Genomic DNA, 20,427 nt, shown 5'->3' on the forward strand with positions numbered 1-20,427 from the left:
TCCTCCTCCCTGGCGTCGCCGCATCCTCCGCTTTTCCTTCCCGCCCCGCTTCGCTAGACGGTCCCGGACCAATGACGCGCGCCCTGCGGCGCGCCAGCGACGGGACGACAGACATGGCCATGGACAAGACCTTCGACGCGGCCGAGGCCGAGGCACGGCTCTACGACGCATGGGACAAGGCGGGCAGCTTTGCCGCCGGCGCGAACGCGCAGCCGGGAGCCGAGACCTTCTCAATCATGATCCCGCCGCCGAACGTGACGGGCTCGCTGCATATGGGTCACGCGTTCAACAACACGCTGCAGGACATTCTCGTGCGCTGGCACCGGATGCAGGGGCACGACACCCTCTGGCAGCCGGGTCAGGACCATGCCGGCATCGCCACGCAGATGGTCGTCGAGCGCAAGCTCGCGCAGGAGGGTAACCAGGGCCGCCGCGAGATGGGCCGCGAGGCGTTCCTCGAAAAGGTCTGGGACTGGAAGCAGGAATCCGGCGGAACGATCATCAATCAGCTGAAACGGCTCGGCGCCTCGTGCGACTGGTCGCGCAACGCCTTCACCATGTCCGGCGCCCCGCAGGCGCCCGAGGGCGAGGACGGCAACTTCCACGACGCGGTGATCCGTGTCTTTGTCGATCTCTACGACAAGGGATACATCTACCGCGGCAAGCGACTGGTGAACTGGGACCCTCATTTCGAGACGGCGATCTCGGATCTGGAGGTCGAGAACGTCGAGACGCCCGGTCACATGTGGCACTTCAAATACCCGCTCGCGGGCGGTGCGACATACACCTATGTCGAAAAGGACGAGGACGGAAACGTGCTCTTCGAGGAGGAGCGCGACTACATCTCGATCGCGACAACCCGGCCCGAGACGATGCTGGGCGACGGCGCGGTGGCGGTGCATCCCTCGGACGAGCGCTACGCACCCATCGTCGGCCAGCTCTGCGAGATCCCGGTCGGGCCGAAGGAGCATCGCCGGCTCATCCCGATCATCACTGACGAATACCCCGACCCCGATTTCGGCTCCGGCGCGGTGAAGATCACCGGCGCGCACGATTTCAACGACTATGCGGTCGCCAAGCGCGGCGACATTCCCTGCTACCGCCTGATGGATACGGCGGCGCGGATGCGGGACGACGGCGCCTCCTATGCCGAGGCCGCGGAGACCGCGATGGCCGTCGCGAAGGGTGAGCGCACCCTGACCGAGGCCGAAGCCGACGCAGTCAATCTCGTGCCCGACGATCTGCGCGGCCTCGACCGGTTCGAGGCGCGCAAAGCGGTTGTCGAGCAGATCACCGGTGAAGGCCTCGCCGTCATGGTTCCGCCAACCGACCCGCGGCTCGGCACCAAGCCCCCCGCCGCGCCCGAGGAAGGCGGCGAGCCGCGCGACGAACAACTCGTGCCGCTCGTCGAGACCAAGCCGATCATGCAGCCCTTCGGCGACCGCTCCAAGGTGGTGATCGAGCCGATGCTGACCGACCAGTGGTTCGTGGACACCACCCAGATCGTCGGCCCGGCACTCGACGCGGTGCGCGACGGTACCGTCGAGATCCTGCCAGAGCGCGACAAGAAGGTGTATTTCCACTGGCTCGAGAACATCGAGCCCTGGTGCATCTCGCGCCAGCTCTGGTGGGGCCACCAGATCCCGGTCTGGTACGCGCCGAACCCCGCGGGCGGCAGCGAGTGGCATCACGTCTGCGCCGCGTCCGAAGCAGAAGCCCTTAAGAAGCTGCGCGCCATGTGGGGCGACGATGCCGAGTTCCGCGTGACTGCCGACGAGACCGAGGCGCTGGAGCTGTTCCGAGCCTACCTAGACAACTGGACTGACGAGGGCGCCATACGGCAGGCGCAGGGCGTCAAGGCGATCCCGGTCTTCCGCGATCCCGACGTACTCGACACGTGGTTCTCGTCGGGACTCTGGCCGATCGGCACGCTCGGCTGGCCCGAGGAGACCGACGCGCTGAAGCGCTACTTCCCGACCTCCGTGCTGATCACCGGCTTCGACATCATCTTCTTCTGGGTCGCCCGGATGATGATGATGCAATACGCCGTGGTCGGCGAGCGGCCCTTCGACACGGTCTACGTCCATGCCCTCGTTCGCGACGAGAAGGGCAAGAAGATGTCGAAGTCGCTCGGCAACGTGCTCGACCCGCTGGATCTGATCGACGAATACGGCGCGGATGCGGTGCGTTTCACCCTTGCCGCGATGGCGGCGATGGGGCGCGACCTCAAGCTCTCCAAGGACCGCATTGCGGGCTATCGGAACTTCGGCACCAAGCTCTGGAACGCCTGCCGCTTCGCCGAGATGAACGGCGTCTTCGAGGGCCACCAGGGCCCGAGCGAAGCGCCGAAGGCGACTGCGACGGCGAATGCCTGGATCATCGGAGAGACGGCGCGCGTGCGCGAAGAGGTGGATGCCGCCATCGGCGCCTTCCGCTTCAACGACGCGGCCAACACGCTCTACGCCTTCGTCTGGGGGATCGTCTGCGACTGGTATGTCGAATTCTCGAAACCGCTGCTGGCAGGCGACCATGAAGCGGTCGTGGCCGAGACCAAGGCGACCACCGCTTGGGTGCTCGACCGGTGCCTGCTGATGCTGCACCCGTTCATGCCCTTCATCACCGAGGAGCTCTGGGGCACGCTCGGAAGCCGCGACAAGATGCTGGTTCATGGCGACTGGCCGCAGGAGAGCGCGGCCGATCTCGTCGACGCGGATGCGCAGCGCGAGATGACCTGGGTCATCGCGCTGATCGAAGGCGTGCGCTCGGCCCGGGCGCAGATGCGTGTGCCGGCCTCCCTGAAGGTGAAGCTGCTGGTCTCCGGGCTCGACGAGAACGGTCGCCGGGCCTGGCAGGCGAACGAGGCCCTCATCACGCGCCTCGCGCGGATCGATACGCTCGAAGAGACCGACGGCTTCCCCAAGGGAACGGTCACGATCCCGGTGGGCGCGGCGACCTTCGGGATGCCTCTCGACGGCGTCGTCGATGTCGCGGCCGAGATGGGACGTCTCGAGAAGCAGCTCGCCAAGCTTCAGAAGGAGATCGGTGGCCTCGACAAGCGCCTGTCAAACCCGAAATTCGTCGACAGCGCGCCCGAAGACGTGATCGAGGAGACCCGGGGCAACCTCTCCGCCCGGCGCGAGGAGGAGCATACGCTGGAGACGGCGCTCGCCCGACTGCGTGAGATCGGATGAGACCAATTCCTGCAATCCCGACCTCCGGCCTGGATTGTCAGCCAAATAGGACACAGTCGAATGTCACGGCTTTAATACCTCGGGCAGGCAATATACGTTCGGCTTCGTTGACAGCCACGAGATCAGGTTTGCTGGACACGTTCACTCACTCCGGGCCGGGTACCGCGACGGTACCGGGCCCGAACGCACTCGGACCGGAGGGCGCGCGATCTTTGCGCGCCAGTCTTCGGTGCGCCACGTCTGACGCGCATTTGGCGACCGAAGAAGCCTTTTCGGGCGTTCTGGAGGATCCTGCACGGCACTTGCAGTGGTTTCTTGCCGCTCAACTCATCGCCTGCCGGGCGATGGACGCGGCCAGAGCCGGTGATCCGACCCCGGAAGAGGGCGAGGCGCTGGCCGAGATGATCGCAGCGCTGGACGCCGATTGCAGATCACGCGGGCAAGCCCCTCTGCCCGATCTGCCGGCCTCTCGCCCGCTCGACACTCTTGCAGTGGGATATCTCACCCTTGGCTCACGGGCCGGCACGACCCTTCTCGCGCGCAGAGCGACCGAGGCGGGCTGTCCGTTGCCCCGGGCCTTCGAACTTCCCCCGGCCGGACGGGCTTGGCGCGACTTCCGCGCCCGGCTTGACCGGGTGGACCCGACTTCTCACCGGGCGCAGCGCATCGTGCAGGATGCGCGCGCCGGTTTCGACCTTCACCGGGCGGCGGCGGCGCTCGCGTGGACAATGACGAGAGACGACGCACATGACGACTTCCTCCGCCAATCCGAAGGATAATCACCTCGTCACCGAGGTCGATCTCGAGAATTGCGCCCGCGAGCCCATTCATCTTCTGGGCCGCGTCCAGAGCTATGGCGCTCTGGTCGCGGTGTCCTTTGACTGGATGGTGCAGCACGCCTCAGGCAATCTTGCCGAGGTGCTCGGACTGGAGGAGGCGCGCGACCCGCTCGGCCGTCCGCTCACCGACATCCTTCCGGGCGACGCGATCCGGCACGTTCGGCACAGGTTGCGCACTCTGGAGACCGGAGTTCGCTCGACGCGCATCTTCGGCTTTGCTCTGGGTGAGCGGAGCTTCGATCTGTCCGTGCATCAGAGCGGCCGTCACCTGATCCTCGAATTCGAGCCGCAGCAGGGCGGCAGCGATCGGGACGCGCTCGCCGAGACCTACCCGCTGCTGCAGAAGGTTCGGGACGCGGGCGATCTCGCAAGCGTCGCGCACGAGGGTGCCCGGGCGGTCCAGGCCCTTTCGGGCTTCGACTCCGTGATGGTCTACCAGTTCCAGCCCGACCAGTCTGGCAAGGTCATCGCGGAATCCAAGATCGGGGCGGCCGCGAGCTACAACGGACTGCGCTTTCCGGCGTCTGACATCCCCGCCCAGGCGCGCGCACTCTACAAGCGAAACCTCCTGCGCCTGATCGCGGATGTCGACGATCCGGGCGTCGAGATCGTGCCGCAGCGCTCGCCCGAAGGCGAGCCTCTCGATCTCTCGCTCGCGGTCACGCGGGCCGTGTCGCCGATCCATATCGAATATCTCAAGAACATGGGCGTCGAAGCCTCGATGTCGGTGTCGATCGTCAAGGATGGCGAGCTCTGGGGGCTTTTCGCCTGCCACCACCGCTCCCCCCGCTACGTGCCTTTCGAAAAGCGCACCGCCATCGAGCTTTTCGCGCATCTCTTCAGCTACGAGCTGACCCGCCTGCAGGAGACCACGCGCACGGCAACCGAGTCGCGCATCCGCGACATGCAGGCGCGGCTGATGCGCAAGCTGGCCGACGGCAGCGATCTGCCTTCGAGCCTTCTGTCGGTCTCCGAGACGCTGAACCAGACCATCCCGCATGACGGGCTCGTCCTGGTGTCGAACGGCGAGGTCACCCGCACCGGCGCGGCACCGTCCGACGCGGAGCTGAAATCCCTGACCCGGTTCCTCAACACGGCGGCATCTTCCACCGTCTATGCGACCGACAATCTCTCGCAGGAGCACGCACCTGCCGAGGATTACGCCGGACGGTGTGCCGGGATTCTCGCGATTCCGATTTCGCGCACGCCCCGGGACTACCTGCTGCTGTGCCGCCGGGAAGAGGCGCGCACCGTCGAATGGGCGGGCGCACCCCAGAAATCCGTGAGCCAGGGCCCACACGGGCCGCGGCTCAATCCACGTAAGAGTTTCGAGGCCTGGCAGGAGATCGTGCGCGGGCAGTCCGCGCCCTGGATCGAGGAGGAACTCCGTGCGGGCGAGCTTCTGCGCGCGCTGCTGCTCGAGGTGTTTCTCCGCATCGCCGATGACACCGCGACCGAGCGCAAGCGGGCGCACGACCGGCAGGAACTGCTCATCGCCGAGCTCAACCACCGGGTCCGCAACATCCTCAACCTGATGCGCGGGCTGATCTCTCAGTCGCGGCGGGAGGACACGACGCTCGACCGCTTCGCGGGCAGTCTCGACGGCCGGATCCAGGCACTGGCCCGTGCCCATGACCAGCTCACGCGCAAGAACTGGTCGCCGACATCCCTCACCGATCTCGTGAAGCTCGAGATCAGCGCCTATGCCGAAGAGGTCTCGCGTGTCACGATCACCGGCGAGGACGTGCTTCTCGCTCCCGAAGCCTACAGCGCCATGGCGCTGGTGCTGCATGAAATGGTCACCAATTCGGTGAAGTACGGCGCGCTCAGCGACCGCAACGGGCGGGTCGCCATAGACCTCGCGCGCGACGACGCCGGAGGGATCGATATCCACTGGCGCGAAACCGGGGGGCCGGTTGTCCGCCCGCCGGAACGAAGAGGCTTCGGAAGCGCGATCATCGACCGCTCGATCCCGTTCGAGCTGAACGGCGAAGCCGAAATCGACTACAGGATGACCGGCGTAACCGCGAGGTTCCGCCTGCCCCCGCGCTATCTCTCGGAACCCGAGAACGTCGTCCGGCTGCAGCGGGTCGACAAGAGCACGCCGGAATCCAAACCGCAGCTCTCCGGTCCGGCGCTCGTCGTCGAGGACGCAATGATCATCGCGATGGACGCCGCCGACATCCTCCGCGACTTCGGCGCAAGCGACGTTCGCATTGCCGGCAACGTCAGGGACGGCCTGCGCGAGGTCGAACGCGAGCGTTACGAGGTGGCGATCCTCGACGTGAACCTCGGCGGAGAGCAATCGGTGGCGGTGGCCGAAGCGCTGGCCAAGGCGGGCGTGCCTCTCCTGCTCGCCACCGGGTACGGCGAACAGGATGACCTGCGGGCGATCTATCCGCCCTGTCGGATCGTCCAGAAACCGTTCTCGAACGACACGATCGGAGCCGCCCTCGTCGAGCTCGGGTTCTTCGGCTGACCAGGTCCTGCGGGTGGCAATGGCCTGCCCGTCGGCTATCCTGAGGGTCGAGGGTCCGGATGCGGCCCCAGCACTTGCGGCATAGGCAGGAGAGATCATGGCTGACGTCGAGAATTGGAGCCCCGAGCGGGTCAAAGCCGCTCTGGATGCAGGCGAGATCGTCCTCATCGACGTGCGCACGCCGCCCGAATACATGATGGAGCACATCCACGGCGCGCTCCTCATGCCGATGGCCTTCTTTCGCCCCGACGCCCTGCCGGCACAGGATACCAAGCGCATCGTGCTGCATTGCGGATCGGGACTGCGGTCGGGCAAGGTCGCCGAGATGGCGAGTGCAGCCGGTATCTCGCCTCTCGCGCATCTCGAGGGTGGCTTTGGTGCCTGGAAGCAGGCAGGCCTTCCCTATACCGGCATTGACATGGCGAGCGGCGCTCCGAAGGCCATGAACGCGGGCTGACGGGCGCTCACTCCTCCTGGATGCTCTCAATAAACGCGGCAAGATCGGCGATCGAACGGCTTGTCACAATGGGCTGGCCGCTGTCGGCCTTGGTGATCGCAACCTCCAGATCGAAGAGCGGCCCGAAGACCGGCATGATGACGCCGTGCCCCTCGACACGTGCACGCCCATCGATCTGCCGCATGACCTCGACCTGGGGAAATTCTCCACCGTTGCGTGCGGCGAGCTGTGTCAGATCCGCTGGCTGGACTGACAGAAGATCGGCGAAATCGCCGTCTCCGCGCCCCGCCGCGCCGTGGCAGCTTTGGCAGAAGACCGAATACACATCTTCTCCGGCTTCCGGCGAGCCTGGATCCGTGACCTCCTGAGCCAGGGCGGACGTGCCTGCAAAGGCAAGGGCGAGGCAGAGCGAGCGCATCGGTGACGATCCTCGAGAGATGGGCTGGTGAAGATCAGCCACGGCGGGGTGATGGCAGTGACAGGACGATCAGTCGGGATCTGGGGCGGTGCTGCGCGAGATAGGCGGCGCGGGCCTGATGCAGTACCTCGATCGCGCGGGTACGCGCCTCCCATGCGTGCCGAACGCGGGAATTGGACTGGCCGAGCTGCCACGCGATGCGCCGCTCGGCATCCGGCACGAGCCGCTTCGCCTCGGTGATGGTCAGCTGCCAGGTCCGGTCCGCCTCGAGCCAGGCGCGATAGGTTCGGAGGTAGAAACGTCGCGCGGTATGGGACATTCGCCGGGCCTCCCTAGTGATCCGTGACCAGCATCGGAGGTCTCGAGGCGCGGATCCTTGATCGGGGTCAATATCCGAGCAGATTATCCGCGCAGCCGTGCCCAGCCACAAAAAAACGCGCCGGGAGATCTCCCGGCGCGCCTCGACATTTCAGAAGATTACTCCTGCCAGGACTGCACGAGCTCGTCGTAGGAGACGGTCTGCGGCTCTTCGTCCTCGTTTTCGATCGCGGGCTTCGGTGCACCCGGCTGGTCGAGCCAGTACTGCGGGTCCTGCTCCTCGTTCAGGACCGGGCCGAGATCGCCCTGCACGCCGGCACGCTCGAGACGCGACATCACGTCCTCCATGTCCTCGCAGAGCTGGTCGAGCGCGGCTTTGGTGTCCTTGGCGCCCGACATGGCGTCACCGATGTTCTGCCACCAGAGCTGCGCGAGCTTGGGGTAGTCCGGCACGTTGGTACCCGTGGGCGACCATTGCGTGCGGGCCGGCGAGCGGTAGAACTCGACAAGGCCACCGAGGCGCGGTGCGCGTTCGGTGAAATGGTCGGAGTTGATGGTGCTGTCGCGGATGAAGGTGAGACCCACGTCGGCCTTCTTCACGTCCACGGTCTTGGAGGTGACGAACTGCGCATAGAGCCAGGCGGCCTTGGCGCGGTCGGTCGGCGTCGAGTCGAGGATCGTCCAGCTTCCCACGTCCTGGTAGCCGACCTTCATGCCCTCTTCCCAGTAGACGCCGTGCGGGCTCGGAGCAAGACGCCACTTGGGCGTGCCGTCCTCGTTCATCACCTCGGGGCTGTCGACGAGCGGCGCCACGAATGTGGTGTACATGAACATCTGCTGGGCGATGTTGCCCTGCCCCGGAACCGGACCGGCCTCGGAGAAGGTCATGCCCATCGCGGACGGCGGCGAGTAGTTCTGGAGCCACTGGATCGCCTTGTCGACCGCGTAGACGGCCGCGGGAGAGTTGGTCGCGCCGCCCCGATCGACGCAGGCGCCGACGGGCTGCGAGTTCTCGTTGACCCGGATGCCCCACTCGTCGACCGGCAGACCGTTCGGCTCGCCCTTGTCGCCCATGCCGGCCATCGACATCCACGCGTCGGTGTAGCGCCAGCCGAGGCTCGGGTCCTTCTTGCCGTAATCCATGTTGCCGTAGATCTCCTGATCCACGCCCATGTGGCTCAGGTCGCGGCCGGTGAAGAACTCGGCGATGTCCTCGTAGGCCGACCAGTTGACCGGAACGCCCAGCTCGTAGCCGTACTCGTTCTGGAAGTCGGTGCGGTTCTTTTCGTCGTTGAACCAGTCGTAGCGGAACCAGTAGAGGTTCGCGAATTGCTGGTCGGGCAGCTGGTAGAGGTTGCCGTCCGGCCCGGTGGTGAACTGGGTGCCGATGAAGTCGTCGAGGTCGAGCGTCGGCGACGTCACGTCCGCGCCCTCGCCTTCCATCCACTCGGTCAGGTTGCGGGCCTGGCCGTAGCGCCAGTGGGTGCCGATCAGGTCGCTGTCGTTGACGTAGGCGTCATAGACGTTGTTGCCCGACTGCATCTGCACCTGGAGCCGCTCGACCACGTCACCCTCGCCGATGAGGTCGTGGTTCACGGTGATCCCGGTGATCGCCGTGAAGGCCGGTGCGAGCACCTGACTTTCGTATTCGTGCGTGGTGATCGTCTCGGAGACGACGTTGATCTCCATCCCCTGCATCGGCTCGGCAGCGTCGATGAACCACTGCATCTCGGCTTCCTGCTCCTCGCGGGTGAGCGTGGAGACATCGCCGATCTCTTCGTCGAGGAAGCTTCGCGCCGCCTCCATGTCCGCGAAGGCTGGCCCGCCGACCAGCCCCAGCGCCACCGCCATCGCGGTGGTCGATTTCAACGTCAGGTTCATGAGGTTCCTCCCTTGATCGAACCGTTGATGATGCGCGTCACACGAAGCGGAAGACCGCCGCCGCGTAGACGAGACATGCGAGAAGCGCGTAGGGCTGAGGAGCGACCTCGAAGCCGAGCCACGCGAGATTGAGAAACGCCGAGCCGAGCAGCGTGATGAAGAGCCTGTCGCCGCGCGTCGTCTCGATCCCGAGCACCCCGCGCCGCGGGGTCTCGGGGAACTTCACCGCAAGCACGGTGAAGACGATCAGCAGGCTCGCGATGACCGCGAAGAAGGCCGCGGTGGGCCAGGTCCATGCCATCCATGCCATCAGTCATCCTCCCTGATCGTGACGGGGCCAATTCGGTTACTTGCAGGCGCCGTGTAATCCATCAGGGAATCATCTCGCACCAGCCGGTATGGAACCAGCCGGTTTGGTTCAGACGCTGCCCGTCCTTGTTGATGCTCTCGGCGTAACACCAGTCGCCCTGGCACTTGCGCGTGTCGATCGGCATCGAGTCACCGTTGCGGACGCGGAGGATCTCGCGATGCTGCGAGCCCGGACCGGCGCGGACGGACAGGAAACCGTCCCCGTTCGGATCGAGATGCCGCATGATGCACGCGGCCTCCCAGGGCTCCGCAGCCTGCGCCTGGGCCGCATCGGCTCCGAGCGTGGCGAGCCCAAGCGCTGCGATACCTGCGAGCGTGACAGATGTGTTCGGCATCAAACCCTCCCGAGGGCAAAGCCCTTCGCGATGTAGTTGCGGACGAAGTAGATCACGAGCGCGCCCGGAATGATCGTCAGCACCCCGGCGGCGGCGAGGACGCCCCAGTCGATGCCCGCCGCGCCGACCGTGCGGGTCATGGTGGCGGCGATGGGCTTTGCGTCGACCGATGTGAGCGTGCGCGAGAGCAGCAGCTCGACCCAGGAGAACATGAAGCAGAAGAAGGCGGCGACCCCGATGCCGCTCGCGATCAGCGGCATGAAGATCTTCACGAAGAACCGCCCGAAGGAATAGCCGTCGATATAGGCGGTCTCGTCGATCTCCTTCGGCACGCCGCGCATGAAGCCCTCGAGGATCCAGACCGCCAGCGGCACGTTGAAGAGGCAATGCGCCAACGCCACAGCGATATGCGTGTCGAAGAGCCCGACCGACGAGTAGAGCTGGAAGAACGGCAGGGCGAAGACCGCCGGAGGCGCCATCCGGTTCGTCAGAAGCCAGAAGAACAGGTGCTTGTCCCCGACGAAGCTGTAGCGCGAGAACGCGTAGGCCGCCGGCAGGGCCACGGCGAGAGAAATCACCGTGTTCATCAGCACGTAGATGAGCGAATTGACGTAGCCCATGTACCACGAGGCGTCGGTCAGGATCGTCACGTAGTTCTCGAAGGTCAGGTTCCGCGGCCAGAGCGAGAAGGTGCCAAGGATCTCGGTGTTGGTCTTGAGGCTCATGTTGATGAGCCAGTAGATCGGCAGCATCAGGAAGAGCAGATAGAGGCCCATGACGATGGCCGACCCGTTCGGGCGGAAGCGGCGCGCAGTGGTGGCGCGGTTGCGCGCCGCGCTGACGTCTCCGGGGATCGACGCGGCGCCGGGGGCTGCGGTCGTGTCGGCCATCACCGGCCCTCCCTTTTGTCGAGGTTGACCATCACGGTGTAAAAGACCCAGGAGACCGCGAGGATCACGAGGAAGTACATCAGCGAGAACGCTGCCGCGGGCCCGAGGTCGAACTGCCCCAGCGCCATCTTCACGAGGTCGATGGAGAGGAACGTGGTGGCGTTGCCCGGACCGCCGCCGGTCACGACGAACGGCTCGGTGTAGATCATGAAGCTGTCCATGAAGCGCAGGAGAATCGCGATCATCAGGACGCCCATCATCTTCGGAAGCTCGATGTGGCGGAAGACGGCCCAGCGCGACGCCTGGTCGATCTTGGCGGCCTGGTAATAGGCGTCCGGTATCGACTGGAGCCCGGCATAGGCGAGAAGCGCGACGAGCGACGTCCAGTGCCAGACATCCATCACGATGACCGTGGTCCAGGCGGCGAAGAAGCCCTGAGTGTAGTTGTAATCGATGCCGATGGCGTCGAGCGTGTGGCCCAGCAGCCCGATATCGACCCGCCCGAATATCTGCCAGATCGTGCCCACGACGTTCCACGGGATCAGCAGCGGCAGCGACATCAGGACGAGGCAGAACGACGCCCAGAAGCCCTTCTTGGGCATGTTGAGCGCGACGAAGACGCCGAGAGGCACCTCGATGGCAAGGATGATCGACGAGAACACGACCTGCCGGCCAAGCGCGTTCCACATCCTCTCGGAGGCGAGCATGTCCTCGAACCAGCGGATACCGTTCCAGAAGAAGACGTTGTTCCCAAAGGTATCCTGCACCGAGTAGTTCACCACCGTCATCAGCGGGATCACCGCCGAGAACGCGACGAGCACCAGCACGGGCAGGACCAGGAACCAGGCCTTCTGATTGACCGTCTTGTTCATGCCGCGTCCCTCCGCCCGGACGGAGCGACCCGCCAGTCATTCTCGTAAACGTTGATACCGGCAGGATCGAAGGTGATGCGGTCCGCTCCGGCAGGTACCGCGGCCCCCTCGTTCAGGAGCGCGTTGAACTCTCCGCCTGCCGCCTCCAGCCGTACGATCTTGTGCCGCCCCACGTCCTCGATCCGGTGGATGGAGGCCGGAATACCCTCGCCGCCGGCATGGAGCCTGACGAATTCGGGGCGTACGCCGATCTGGACGCGACCCCTTCCGGTGGTGTGATGCGCGGGCAGCGCGATCGCCGCCTCCCCGATCCGCGCTTGCATGCCGTCGACCTTTGCGTCGAAGACGTTCATGCCGGGAGAGCCGATGAAGTAGCCGACAAAGGTGTGCGCCGGCCGCTCGAATAGCTCCTGCGGCGTGCCGATCTGCACCACGCGCCCGTCATACATCACCACGACCTTGTCGGCGAAGGTCAGCGCCTCGGTCTGGTCGTGGGTCACGTAGATCATCGTATGGCCGAAATCCTGATGGAGCTTCTTCAGTTGGGTCCGAAGCTCCCACTTCATGTGCGGGTCGATCACGGTCAGCGGCTCGTCGAAGAGGAGCGCGTTGACGTCCTCGCGGACCATGCCGCGCCCGAGGCTGATCTTCTGCTTGGCGTCCGCGGTCAGCCCTCGCGCCTTACGATCGAGCTCGGCCTCCATGCCGATCATCGCGCCGACCTTCTGGACGAGGCGCGCGATCTCCTCGGTCGGCATGCGGCGATTGCGCAGCGGAAAGGCGAGGTTCTGGCGCACGGTCATCGTGTCGTAGACCACCGGAAACTGGAACACCTGCCCGATATTGCGCTCGGCGGTGGCCTGGTCGGTCACGTCCTTCCCGTCGAAAAGCACCCGGCCGTGCGAGGGACGCAGGAGGCCCGAAATGATGTTAAGCAGCGTGGACTTGCCGCAGCCCGAGGATCCCAAAAGCGCGTAGGCCTCCCCGTCCTGCCAATCGTGGTTCAACTCCTTCAGCGCGAAGTCGTCCTCGGTCTGAGGGTTCGGCAGGTAGGAATGCGCAAGGTTGTCGAGCGTGATCTTGGCCATGTCAGGCAGCCTCCGCATAGGGCGCAGCCTGGGCCAGCGCGCCACTCTCGTCGAAGAGATAGACGTGGGACGGATCGAGATGCACCGTCAGCACCTCCCCGGCCTTCAGATCGCGGATGCCGTGGATCAGACCGACCCACCTCTCGCCGTGGTGGTCGAGATGGATGAAAGTTTCGGAGCCGGTGATCTCGGTCACGCTCAGGGTGGCCTTGAAGGTCATGCCCGTCCCGTACGGCGCTTCGAGAGCGAGATGATTGGGCCGGAATCCGGCCGTGTAGACCCCGTCCGGAACGCCTCCGGCGATGGTCGCGGCGGGTACGGACTGACCGTCGGGGAAAGAGAAGCTGTCGCCCCGTTTCTCGACGCGCAGGAAGTTCATCGGCGGGTCCGAGAAGACGCGCGCCGTCGTGACGTCGGAGGGCTTGCGGTAGACAATCGGCGTCGGGCCGAACTGAGTCACCCGTCCCTCCCAGAGGGTCGCGCAGCGTCCGCCAAGCAGCAGCGCCTCCTCCGGCTCGGTCGTGGCGTAGACGAAGATCGAGCCCGATTCCTCGAAGATGCGCGGGATCTCGGCCCGCAGCTCCTCGCGGAGCTTGTAGTCGAGGTTCGCGAGGGGCTCGTCGAGCAGCACGAGGCCCGCGTTCTTCACCAGAGCCCGCGCGAGCGCGCAACGCTGCTGCTGGCCGCCGGACAATTCCAAAGGCTTGCGGTCCAGCATCGGCGTGAGCTGCATCAGAGCCGCCGCCTCCCGCACCTTGGCGTCGATCTCGTCGCGCTTGAGCCCAAGGAGGCGCATGGGAGAGGCGATGTTCTCGTAGACGGTCATCGACGGGTAGTTGATGAACTGCTGGTAGACCATGGCGACCTTGCGGTCCTGGACCCGCATCCCGGTCACGTCCTGACCCTGCCAGAGAATGCGGCCCGTGGCGGGCTGGTCGAGGCCCGCCATGAGGCGCATGAGCGACGTCTTTCCCGACAATGTGGGCCCCAGCAGGACGTTCATCGTGCCGGGCTCCAGCACCATGTCCGTCGGATGGATATGCGTGTCGCTTCCGACGACCTTCGAGACGTTCTCGAGCGTCAGCGTCATGTTGTCCTCCCCTTGGGCACGGCTACTGGGCCGCGACCCGCAGCGCGTTTGTGCGCGCCGTCATGTATTCGTCGAGCGCCGCGATCGCGGCCGCATCAAGCCTCAATCCGATCTTTGTCCGGCGCCAGACCACATCCTCCGCCCGACGGGCCCATTCGCGGTCCATCAGCCAGATCACCTCCGACTCGGTTAGCGTAGCACCGAAGTCCCGCCCGAGGGCAGACCCGTCCTGCGCCCCGGACATGATGTCCCAGGCCTCGGTCCCGTAGGCGCGGACGAGACGCCCCGCCCATGCCTTTGTCAGGAACGGATGGTCCGCGCGGAGCCTCTCGATCAGGGTCTCGACCCCGTCCACCGGGAAATCGCCACCCGGAAGCGGGACACCCGCAGTCCATGCGCCCGGCAGACCCGGGAAATGCGCGCCGATCCTGGCCAATGCGCTCTCGGCGAGCCGGCGGTAGGTCGTGATCTTCCCGCCGAAGACATGCAGCACCGGCGCGCCGCCGGCCTCGTCCACCTTCAGCGTGTAGTCCCGCGTCGCGGCCGTCGCCGAGGATGCGCCGTCGTCGTAGAGCGGGCGCACGCCCGAATAGGTCCAGACCACATCCTCGGGACCGATCGGGTCCTTCAGGTACGCATTGACGAAGGAGATCATGTAGTCGCGCTCGGCATCGGTGCAGACGGGACGGCTGTCCGCCTCGTGGTGTTCCTGATCGGTCGTACCGATGAGCGTGAAATCCCGCTCATAGGGGATGGCGAACATGATCCGTCCGTCCGTGCCCTGAAAGAAGTAGCACTTGTCGTGGTCGAAGAGCCGCCGCGTCACGATGTGGCTGCCCCGGACGAGCCGAACACCCTCGCGGCTGTTCGACCGGATCGTGCCTCGGATGACGTCGCCCACCCAGGGGCCCGCGGCATTCACCAGCATGCGCGCGTGTATCTCCTGACGTCCGCTATCTCCGTCGAGCGTGACGCGCCAGAGATCGCCGTCGCGCTCGGCCGACAGCACGCGGGTACGGGTCATGATCCGGGCACCTTTCGCCTCGGCATCGCGGGCGTTCAGGACGACGAGCCGGGAATCCTCCACCCAACAGTCGGAATACTCGAAGGCGGTCTCGAAGCGGGTGTCGAGTGGAGCACCCTCGGGAGAGTGGCGCAGATCGAGCGTCGCCGTCGGCGGCAGGATCTTCCGCCCGCCAAGATGGTCGTACATGAAAAGGCCCGTCCGGATCAGCCAGCGCGGCCGCCGCCCCTTCATCCAGGGCATCACGGCCGACAGTAGCTTTGAGACCGGAGTCGCGCCCTCGAACCGCATGTCGCGATGTATCGGCAGGACGAAACGGAGCGGCCAAGAGATGTGCGGCATCGCCCGCAGGAGCGTTTCGCGCTCTTCGAGCGCCTCCCGCACCAGCCGGACCTCGAAATATTCGAGATACCGCAGGCCGCCGTGAAAGAGCTTTGTCGAAGCCGAGGAGGTCGCCGAGGCGAGATCGTTCATCTCGGCAAGTGCGACCGACAGACCGCGCCCTGCAGCGTCGCGGGCGATGCCGCATCCGTTGATGCCGCCCCCGATCACGAACAGGTCGAATGTGTCGTCGCTCCCCACGGACATCGAGCCTCCCAACTCGTGACGTCGCCAGCCATAGTGTTAGCGACGCAGGCCGCGCTTGGGAAGCGTTTACTTTCGTTTTTCTTCGCTTTTCTCGATCGCTGCACATTCTCTTTTCATAACATGTTGACCTCGAATGTATTTTCCCTCTTCGGTTGAGTGAACTCAGGCCCGCACCTGAGGCATTGACAAAAACGAACATAATGGAACACTGGCGCGAAAAGGAACGCGCGTTGTCTCAATCCATCCGCTATCCCGAGATCCTCGAGATCGCCCGGCGCGAGGGAAAGGTGACTGTCGAAGGGCTGGCGGAGCACTTCGGGGTGACCCTGCAGACGATCCGCCGCGATCTGAGCGATCTCGCCGATGCGGGGCGGCTGGAGCGCGTACATGGCGGTGCAGTCCTGCCCTCCGGCACGACCAACATCGGCTACGAGGACCGCCGGGGTCTCAACGCGGATGGCAAGGCGGCCATGGCGAGCGCCTGCGCCGCCGAGATCCCCCACGATTGTTCGGTGTTCCTCAACATCGGGACGAGCACGGAGGCGGTTGCGGATCGCCTTCTCGCGCACCGGAACATCCTTGCGGTCACCAACAACCTGAACGTCGCCGCGACGCTCGCGCGCAATCCCGATTGCGAGGTCGTCGTGACCGCGGGCGCCCTGCGCCGGTCGGATGGCGGCCTCACCGGCGACCTGACCGAACGGACCATAAGGCAGTTCAAGTTCGACATCGCGGTTATCGGCTGTTCGGCGATCGACGAGGAGGGCGACATCCTCGACTTCGACATGCAGGAGGTCGGCGTGACCCGCACGATCATCGAACAGTCGCGGAAGGTCTTCCTCGTCGCCGACCACACCAAATTCCGCCGCAAGGCGCCGGTCCGGGTGGCGGCGCTCTCCGAGCTCGCTGCGCTTTTCACAGACGCCCCGCCGCCCAGGGCGATCGTGACCCGCTGCAGGGAGCTCGGTGTCCGGCTCGACGTCGCCAAGGGGTAGGCCTGCCCCCCTGCCCTCATCCCGGAGTGATCACCTCGGCTTCGGTCACGATGAGGTCAAGTGGCTCGTCGGTCGCGTCGGTCGGAAGCGCATCGTCTTCCTGCGCGGCAAAGGCGAAACCGATTGCAAGCGTCGCGCGCCGGGCCCGGAGTCGCGCAAGTGTCCGGTCGTAGAAGCCGCCGCCATAACCAAGCCGGGCGCCGCTGCGGCTGAAGGCGACGAGGGGAACGATCAGGATCTCGGGCTCGATCAGCTCGATCTCGGCAGGGATCGAGGCGCCGAACGGCCCATCGACCATCTCCGTCCCGGGCACCCATCGCGCGAAATCGAGAGGCTCGCCACGCGCACGGATGACCGGGACCGCAACGGGTCCGTACGCGCTCGCCTCCTCCATCGCCGGGAGCGGATCGATCTCGGTACGGATCGGCATGTACCCCGACAGCGGAACGCCGCGATGCCCCGCGAGCACCTCGGAAAGCTTGCCCGCGGCGCCGGGTGCCTGCGCCTCATAGGCGGCGCGGCGGCGGGCGAAGGCGGTGCGGCGCGCGGCGGCCTTTGCGTCGCCCGTCACAGCAGCACGATCACGGCAAGGCCGAGGAAGGCGAAGAACCCGACCACGTCGGTCACGGTCGTCACGAAGGCGCCCGAGGCGAGCGCCGGATCGACGCCGATCTTCTCGAGCACGATCGGAATGCCGATGCCCGCCAGACCCGCGACGACGAGGTTGATGACCATGGCTGCCGCGATCACCAGACCAAGCTCGGGAGAGCCGAACCAGACGAGCCCGACGATGCCCATGATCACCGCGAAGGCCGCGCCGTTGACGAGCCCGACCGTAATCTCGCGCCGGATGACCCGCACCGCGTTCGATCCGGTGAGGTCGCGTGTCGCAAGGGCCCGGACCGCAACGGTCAGCGCCTGCGTTCCGGCATTGCCGCCCATCGAGGCAACGATCGGCATGAGGACCGCCAGCGCCGTGACCTGCGCGATGGCGCTTTCGAACTGGGCGATGACGAGCGAGGCAAGCACGGCGGTGACGAGATTCACCGCAAGCCACGGGAAGCGCTGTTTCGTCGTCTCGAAGACGGTGTCCGAGAGCGAGCTCTCCTCGCCCACGCCGGCGAGGCGCAGGATGTCCTCCTCGTTCTCCTCGTCGAGGGCCGCCATGGCATCGTCGATGGTGATGACGCCGACGAGCCGGTCGGTCTCGTCCACGACGGGCGCCGAGATCAGGTGATACTGGTTGAAGGCGTAGGCCACGTCACCTTGGTAGCGGGTTACCGGGATGACGTGGAAGCTCTCGTCGGTGATCGACTTGAGCATCACCTCCCGCCGCGAGCCCATGAGCTTGCCGAGTGCGACCTTCCCCACGGGGTGCAGGCGCGGATCGACAAGGATGATGTGGTAGAACTGGTCCGGCAGGTCGTCCGAGTTGCGCAGATAGTCGATCGCCTCACCCACGTTCCAGTGCTCGGGCGCCATCACCACCTCGCGCTGCATGAGGCGGCCGGCGGAATATTCCGGGTAGGTCAGCGACTGCTCGACCGCGATCCTGTCGGGATCGTCGAGGACCTCGAGGATCGCGTCCTTCTGCGGCTGCTCGAGATCCTCGAGCAGGTCCACGACGTCGTCCGAATCGAGGTCCCGCACCGCGTCGGCGAGGACGCGCGGGTTGAGGATGCCGATGACCTCTTCGCGGATGCTCTCGTCGAGCTCGGTCAGGATGTCGCCATCGAACTCCGAACCGTAGAGCTTGATGAGCCGCATCCGGTCGAACGCGTTCATCTGCTCGAGCATGTCGGCGATGTCGGCGGGGTGGAGAGGCTCCAGAAGCTCGACCAGCTTTGCCTGATCGCTGACATCGACCGCATAGACGATCGCCGCGATGGTCTTGGGGTCGAGCGAGTAGGCGTCCTCCTCCTCGCTCTCGGGCTCGGGGGCGATATCCACCTGATCTTCTGCCATGGGCCTGCTCCCTTACCTGTGGGCGAGTCTTTTTTTGCCGTTCGGCAGGACCTTACGGCACGGCTCGCGCGAGTGACAGACCTCTGCCCCGCCGCGGAACCGATGGGTGGCTGCCCACTCGCCAGCGGCTTCGAAACCGGCGCCGCGACCGCGAATTAGCGCGGCCCGGGACACTTGCGAGCGCTTTTCGGCGTTCCATCGGCGTCGTCTCAGATCGACCCCGCTGCGCCACGCAGGTGCTCGATTTACCTCTGCGTGGCGCGCGGATAGGCTGCGCCGCGGCGCGGCAGAAGAACGGAGTGCACCACCCCATGACCCAAGCGGACCTCCTGATCGGCCGGGTGCTGCGCATCGATGGCAACCCGTTCGTCGACGGCACCGATGCCGTGGGGATAGAGACCGGCGCTGCGGTGCTGCTCAGGGGCGGATTGGTCGCCGAGGTCGGTCCCGCCGACCACCTGCGCGCGGCACATCCCGATGCAAGGCGGCACGAATACGGCGACGCCCTCATCTGTCCGGGTTTCGTCGATGCTCACGTGCATTATCCGCAGACCGCGATCATCGCGAGCTGGGGCAAGCGGCTGATTGACTGGCTCGACACCTACACGTTCCCCGAGGAGATGCGGTTCGGCGATCCCGACTATGCGCGCGCGCAGGCCGATCGGTATCTCGATCTGACCGCCGCGAACGGCACGACAACCGTCGCGAGCTACTGCACGATCCATCCCGAAAGCGTCGAGGCATTCTTCGCCGCTGCCGAGGCCCGCGGCCAACGCGTGCTTGCGGGCAAGACCTGCATGGACCGCAACGCGCCGGACGGGCTGCGCGACGATCCCGTTGCGGCCTACGACGACTCGAAGGCGCTTCTCGAGCGCTGGCACGGGCGGGGCCGCCTGTCTTACGTGATCACGCCGCGCTTCTCGCCGACCTCGACGCGGGAGCAGCTCGAAGCTCTCGGGGCGCTCTGGGCCGAGAATCCCGATTGCCTGATGCAGACGCATCTGAGCGAGCAGACCGACGAGATCGCCTGGGTGAGAGAGCTCTTCCCCGAAGCACGCGACTATCTCGACACCTACGAGGCCACCGGACTTCTGGGGGCAAACGGCGTCTACGGCCATGCGATCCATCTCGAGGACCGCGAACGAGACCGGCTGCGGGACACGGGCGCGGCATTGGTTCACTGCCCGACGTCGAACACATTCATCGGGTCGGGGCTCTTCGACATGGACGGGCTCACGCAGTCTGGCATCAGGGTCGGTCTCGCGACGGATACCGGCGGGGGATCGTCCTTCTCGATGCTGCGGACGATGGCTGCGGCCTACGAGATCGGCCAGCTGCGGGACCGGCCGCTGCATCCCGCCGAACTCATGTGGCTTGCCACGGCAGGTTCGGCCGATGCGCTTCGGATCGGGGACAGGGTCGGGCGTGTGGCGCTCGGCATGGAGGCCGATCTCTGCGTGCTCGACCTGTCCTCGACCGATGCGATTTCGCAGCGGGCCGAACGGGCGCGCGACCCGTGGGAGGAAGTATTCCCCACCATCATGATGGGCGACGACCGCGCCGTCCGTCAGACCTGGATCGCAGGTCGGCCGATCAAGGTCTGACCATAGCCCGGTCGGACCGATCGA

At 65.7% G+C, this 20,427-nt stretch carries 18 protein-coding genes; 6 read left to right on the plus strand and 12 right to left on the minus strand.

Annotated elements, in window-relative coordinates; genetic code table 11:
• Positions 1-113: 113 nt before the first annotated feature.
• The 4 genes from OCH239_RS09185 to OCH239_RS09200 all read left to right on the plus strand — a co-directional run bounded on the left by OCH239_RS09185 (position 114) and on the right by OCH239_RS09200 (position 6,966).
• Positions 114-3,191: a valine--tRNA ligase gene (locus OCH239_RS09185; protein ID WP_037261863.1), complete on the plus strand. Its 3,078-nt coding sequence runs from the start codon at positions 114-116 to the stop codon at positions 3,189-3,191.
• A gap of 302 nt (positions 3,192-3,493) precedes the next feature.
• The gene (locus tag OCH239_RS21680) at positions 3,494-3,970 is read left to right on the plus strand and encodes a heme oxygenase-like domain-containing protein (RefSeq protein ID WP_157577838.1); all 477 of its coding nucleotides are present in this window, start codon (positions 3,494-3,496) and stop codon (positions 3,968-3,970) included.
• Entirely contained in the window at positions 3,939-6,509 is a 2,571-nt protein-coding gene (locus OCH239_RS09195; protein WP_037261501.1) for an HWE histidine kinase domain-containing protein, read from the plus strand. Before OCH239_RS21680 ends, OCH239_RS09195 begins: the two co-directional genes overlap by 32 nt.
• A gap of 97 nt (positions 6,510-6,606) precedes the next feature.
• Entirely contained in the window at positions 6,607-6,966 is a 360-nt protein-coding gene (locus OCH239_RS09200) for a rhodanese-like domain-containing protein (protein WP_037261504.1), read from the plus strand.
• Between the two features lie 7 nt (positions 6,967-6,973).
• Here OCH239_RS09200 and OCH239_RS09205 read toward each other — a convergent pair whose 3' ends face one another.
• The 10 genes from OCH239_RS09205 to glpD form a co-directional block, all read right to left on the minus strand.
• Entirely contained in the window at positions 6,974-7,384 is a 411-nt protein-coding gene (locus OCH239_RS09205; protein WP_037261507.1) for a c-type cytochrome, read from the minus strand.
• Between the two features lie 34 nt (positions 7,385-7,418).
• Positions 7,419-7,703: a hypothetical protein gene (locus OCH239_RS09210; RefSeq protein WP_037261510.1), complete on the minus strand. Its 285-nt coding sequence runs from the start codon at positions 7,701-7,703 to the stop codon at positions 7,419-7,421.
• A 158-nt stretch (positions 7,704-7,861) separates the two neighbouring features.
• Positions 7,862-9,583 (minus strand): ABC transporter substrate-binding protein, encoded by a 1,722-nt coding sequence (locus tag OCH239_RS09215; protein ID WP_211241977.1) that lies wholly within the window; start codon positions 9,581-9,583, stop codon positions 7,862-7,864.
• Between the two features lie 37 nt (positions 9,584-9,620).
• Positions 9,621-9,893: a DUF2160 domain-containing protein gene (locus OCH239_RS09220; protein ID WP_037261514.1), complete on the minus strand. Its 273-nt coding sequence runs from the start codon at positions 9,891-9,893 to the stop codon at positions 9,621-9,623.
• Between the two features lie 61 nt (positions 9,894-9,954).
• Complete coding sequence (locus tag OCH239_RS09225) at positions 9,955-10,287, minus strand: SH3 domain-containing protein (protein ID WP_037261516.1); 333 nt, start codon at positions 10,285-10,287, stop codon at positions 9,955-9,957.
• Positions 10,287-11,177: a carbohydrate ABC transporter permease gene (locus OCH239_RS09230; protein WP_051489398.1), complete on the minus strand. Its 891-nt coding sequence runs from the start codon at positions 11,175-11,177 to the stop codon at positions 10,287-10,289. The genes OCH239_RS09225 and OCH239_RS09230 overlap by 1 nt, the downstream gene beginning before the upstream one ends.
• Entirely contained in the window at positions 11,177-12,049 is an 873-nt protein-coding gene (locus OCH239_RS09235; RefSeq protein ID WP_037261519.1) for a carbohydrate ABC transporter permease, read from the minus strand. Before OCH239_RS09235 ends, OCH239_RS09230 begins: the two co-directional genes overlap by 1 nt.
• A complete protein-coding gene (locus OCH239_RS09240; RefSeq protein ID WP_037261521.1) occupies positions 12,046-13,137 on the minus strand; it encodes an ABC transporter ATP-binding protein in 1,092 nt (363 codons plus the stop codon). The genes OCH239_RS09235 and OCH239_RS09240 overlap by 4 nt, the downstream gene beginning before the upstream one ends.
• A gap of 1 nt (position 13,138) precedes the next feature.
• Positions 13,139-14,227, minus strand: a complete 1,089-nt coding sequence (locus tag OCH239_RS09245) for an ABC transporter ATP-binding protein (RefSeq protein ID WP_037261524.1) — start codon at positions 14,225-14,227, stop codon at positions 13,139-13,141.
• Positions 14,228-14,249: 22 nt separating this feature from the next.
• On the minus strand, positions 14,250-15,839 hold the full coding sequence (gene glpD / locus OCH239_RS09250) for a glycerol-3-phosphate dehydrogenase (protein WP_037261526.1): 1,590 nt from the start codon (positions 15,837-15,839) through the stop codon (positions 14,250-14,252).
• Positions 15,840-16,069: 230 nt separating this feature from the next.
• On the opposite strand from glpD, the gene OCH239_RS09255 reads away from it, so the two are divergent.
• Positions 16,070-16,834, plus strand: a complete 765-nt coding sequence (locus OCH239_RS09255) for a DeoR/GlpR family DNA-binding transcription regulator (protein WP_037261873.1) — start codon at positions 16,070-16,072, stop codon at positions 16,832-16,834.
• A 16-nt stretch (positions 16,835-16,850) separates the two neighbouring features.
• On the opposite strand, the gene OCH239_RS09260 is transcribed toward OCH239_RS09255, so the two are convergent.
• Together OCH239_RS09260 and mgtE are read right to left on the minus strand one after the other, a co-directional pair.
• The gene (locus OCH239_RS09260) at positions 16,851-17,405 is read right to left on the minus strand and encodes a 5-formyltetrahydrofolate cyclo-ligase (protein ID WP_037261529.1); all 555 of its coding nucleotides are present in this window, start codon (positions 17,403-17,405) and stop codon (positions 16,851-16,853) included.
• Positions 17,402-18,799, minus strand: a complete 1,398-nt coding sequence (gene mgtE / locus OCH239_RS09265; RefSeq protein ID WP_037261532.1) for a magnesium transporter — start codon at positions 18,797-18,799, stop codon at positions 17,402-17,404. The genes OCH239_RS09260 and mgtE overlap by 4 nt, the downstream gene beginning before the upstream one ends.
• Positions 18,800-19,110: 311 nt before the next feature.
• On the opposite strand from mgtE, the gene guaD reads away from it, so the two are divergent.
• Positions 19,111-20,403, plus strand: a complete 1,293-nt coding sequence (gene guaD / locus OCH239_RS09270; protein ID WP_037261535.1) for a guanine deaminase — start codon at positions 19,111-19,113, stop codon at positions 20,401-20,403.
• Positions 20,404-20,427: the final 24 nt, after the last annotated feature.

This window comes from Roseivivax halodurans JCM 10272, from assembly GCF_000521785.1.
Classification (GTDB): Bacteria; Pseudomonadota; Alphaproteobacteria; order Rhodobacterales; family Rhodobacteraceae; genus Roseivivax; species Roseivivax halodurans.

Coding starts and splice junctions, on each gene's coding strand:
- guaD (WP_037261535.1), top strand. CDS start 19,111: ATGACCCAAGCGGACCTCCTGATCGGCCGGGTGCTGCGCATCGATGGC.
- OCH239_RS09195 (WP_037261501.1), top strand. CDS start 3,939: ATGACGACTTCCTCCGCCAATCCGAAGGATAATCACCTCGTCACCGAG.
- OCH239_RS09245 (WP_037261524.1), bottom strand. CDS start 14,227: ATGACGCTGACGCTCGAGAACGTCTCGAAGGTCGTCGGAAGCGACACG.
- OCH239_RS09215 (WP_211241977.1), bottom strand. CDS start 9,583: ATGAACCTGACGTTGAAATCGACCACCGCGATGGCGGTGGCGCTGGGG.
- OCH239_RS09185 (WP_037261863.1), top strand. CDS start 114: ATGGCCATGGACAAGACCTTCGACGCGGCCGAGGCCGAGGCACGGCTC.
- OCH239_RS09230 (WP_051489398.1), bottom strand. CDS start 11,177: ATGGCCGACACGACCGCAGCCCCCGGCGCCGCGTCGATCCCCGGAGAC.
- OCH239_RS09240 (WP_037261521.1), bottom strand. CDS start 13,137: ATGGCCAAGATCACGCTCGACAACCTTGCGCATTCCTACCTGCCGAAC.
- OCH239_RS09225 (WP_037261516.1), bottom strand. CDS start 10,287: ATGCCGAACACATCTGTCACGCTCGCAGGTATCGCAGCGCTTGGGCTC.
- OCH239_RS09205 (WP_037261507.1), bottom strand. CDS start 7,384: ATGCGCTCGCTCTGCCTCGCCCTTGCCTTTGCAGGCACGTCCGCCCTG.
- mgtE (WP_037261532.1), bottom strand. CDS start 18,799: ATGGCAGAAGATCAGGTGGATATCGCCCCCGAGCCCGAGAGCGAGGAG.
- OCH239_RS09200 (WP_037261504.1), top strand. CDS start 6,607: ATGGCTGACGTCGAGAATTGGAGCCCCGAGCGGGTCAAAGCCGCTCTG.
- OCH239_RS09210 (WP_037261510.1), bottom strand. CDS start 7,703: ATGTCCCATACCGCGCGACGTTTCTACCTCCGAACCTATCGCGCCTGG.
- OCH239_RS09220 (WP_037261514.1), bottom strand. CDS start 9,893: ATGGCATGGATGGCATGGACCTGGCCCACCGCGGCCTTCTTCGCGGTC.
- OCH239_RS09235 (WP_037261519.1), bottom strand. CDS start 12,049: ATGAACAAGACGGTCAATCAGAAGGCCTGGTTCCTGGTCCTGCCCGTG.
- glpD (WP_037261526.1), bottom strand. CDS start 15,839: ATGTCCGTGGGGAGCGACGACACATTCGACCTGTTCGTGATCGGGGGC.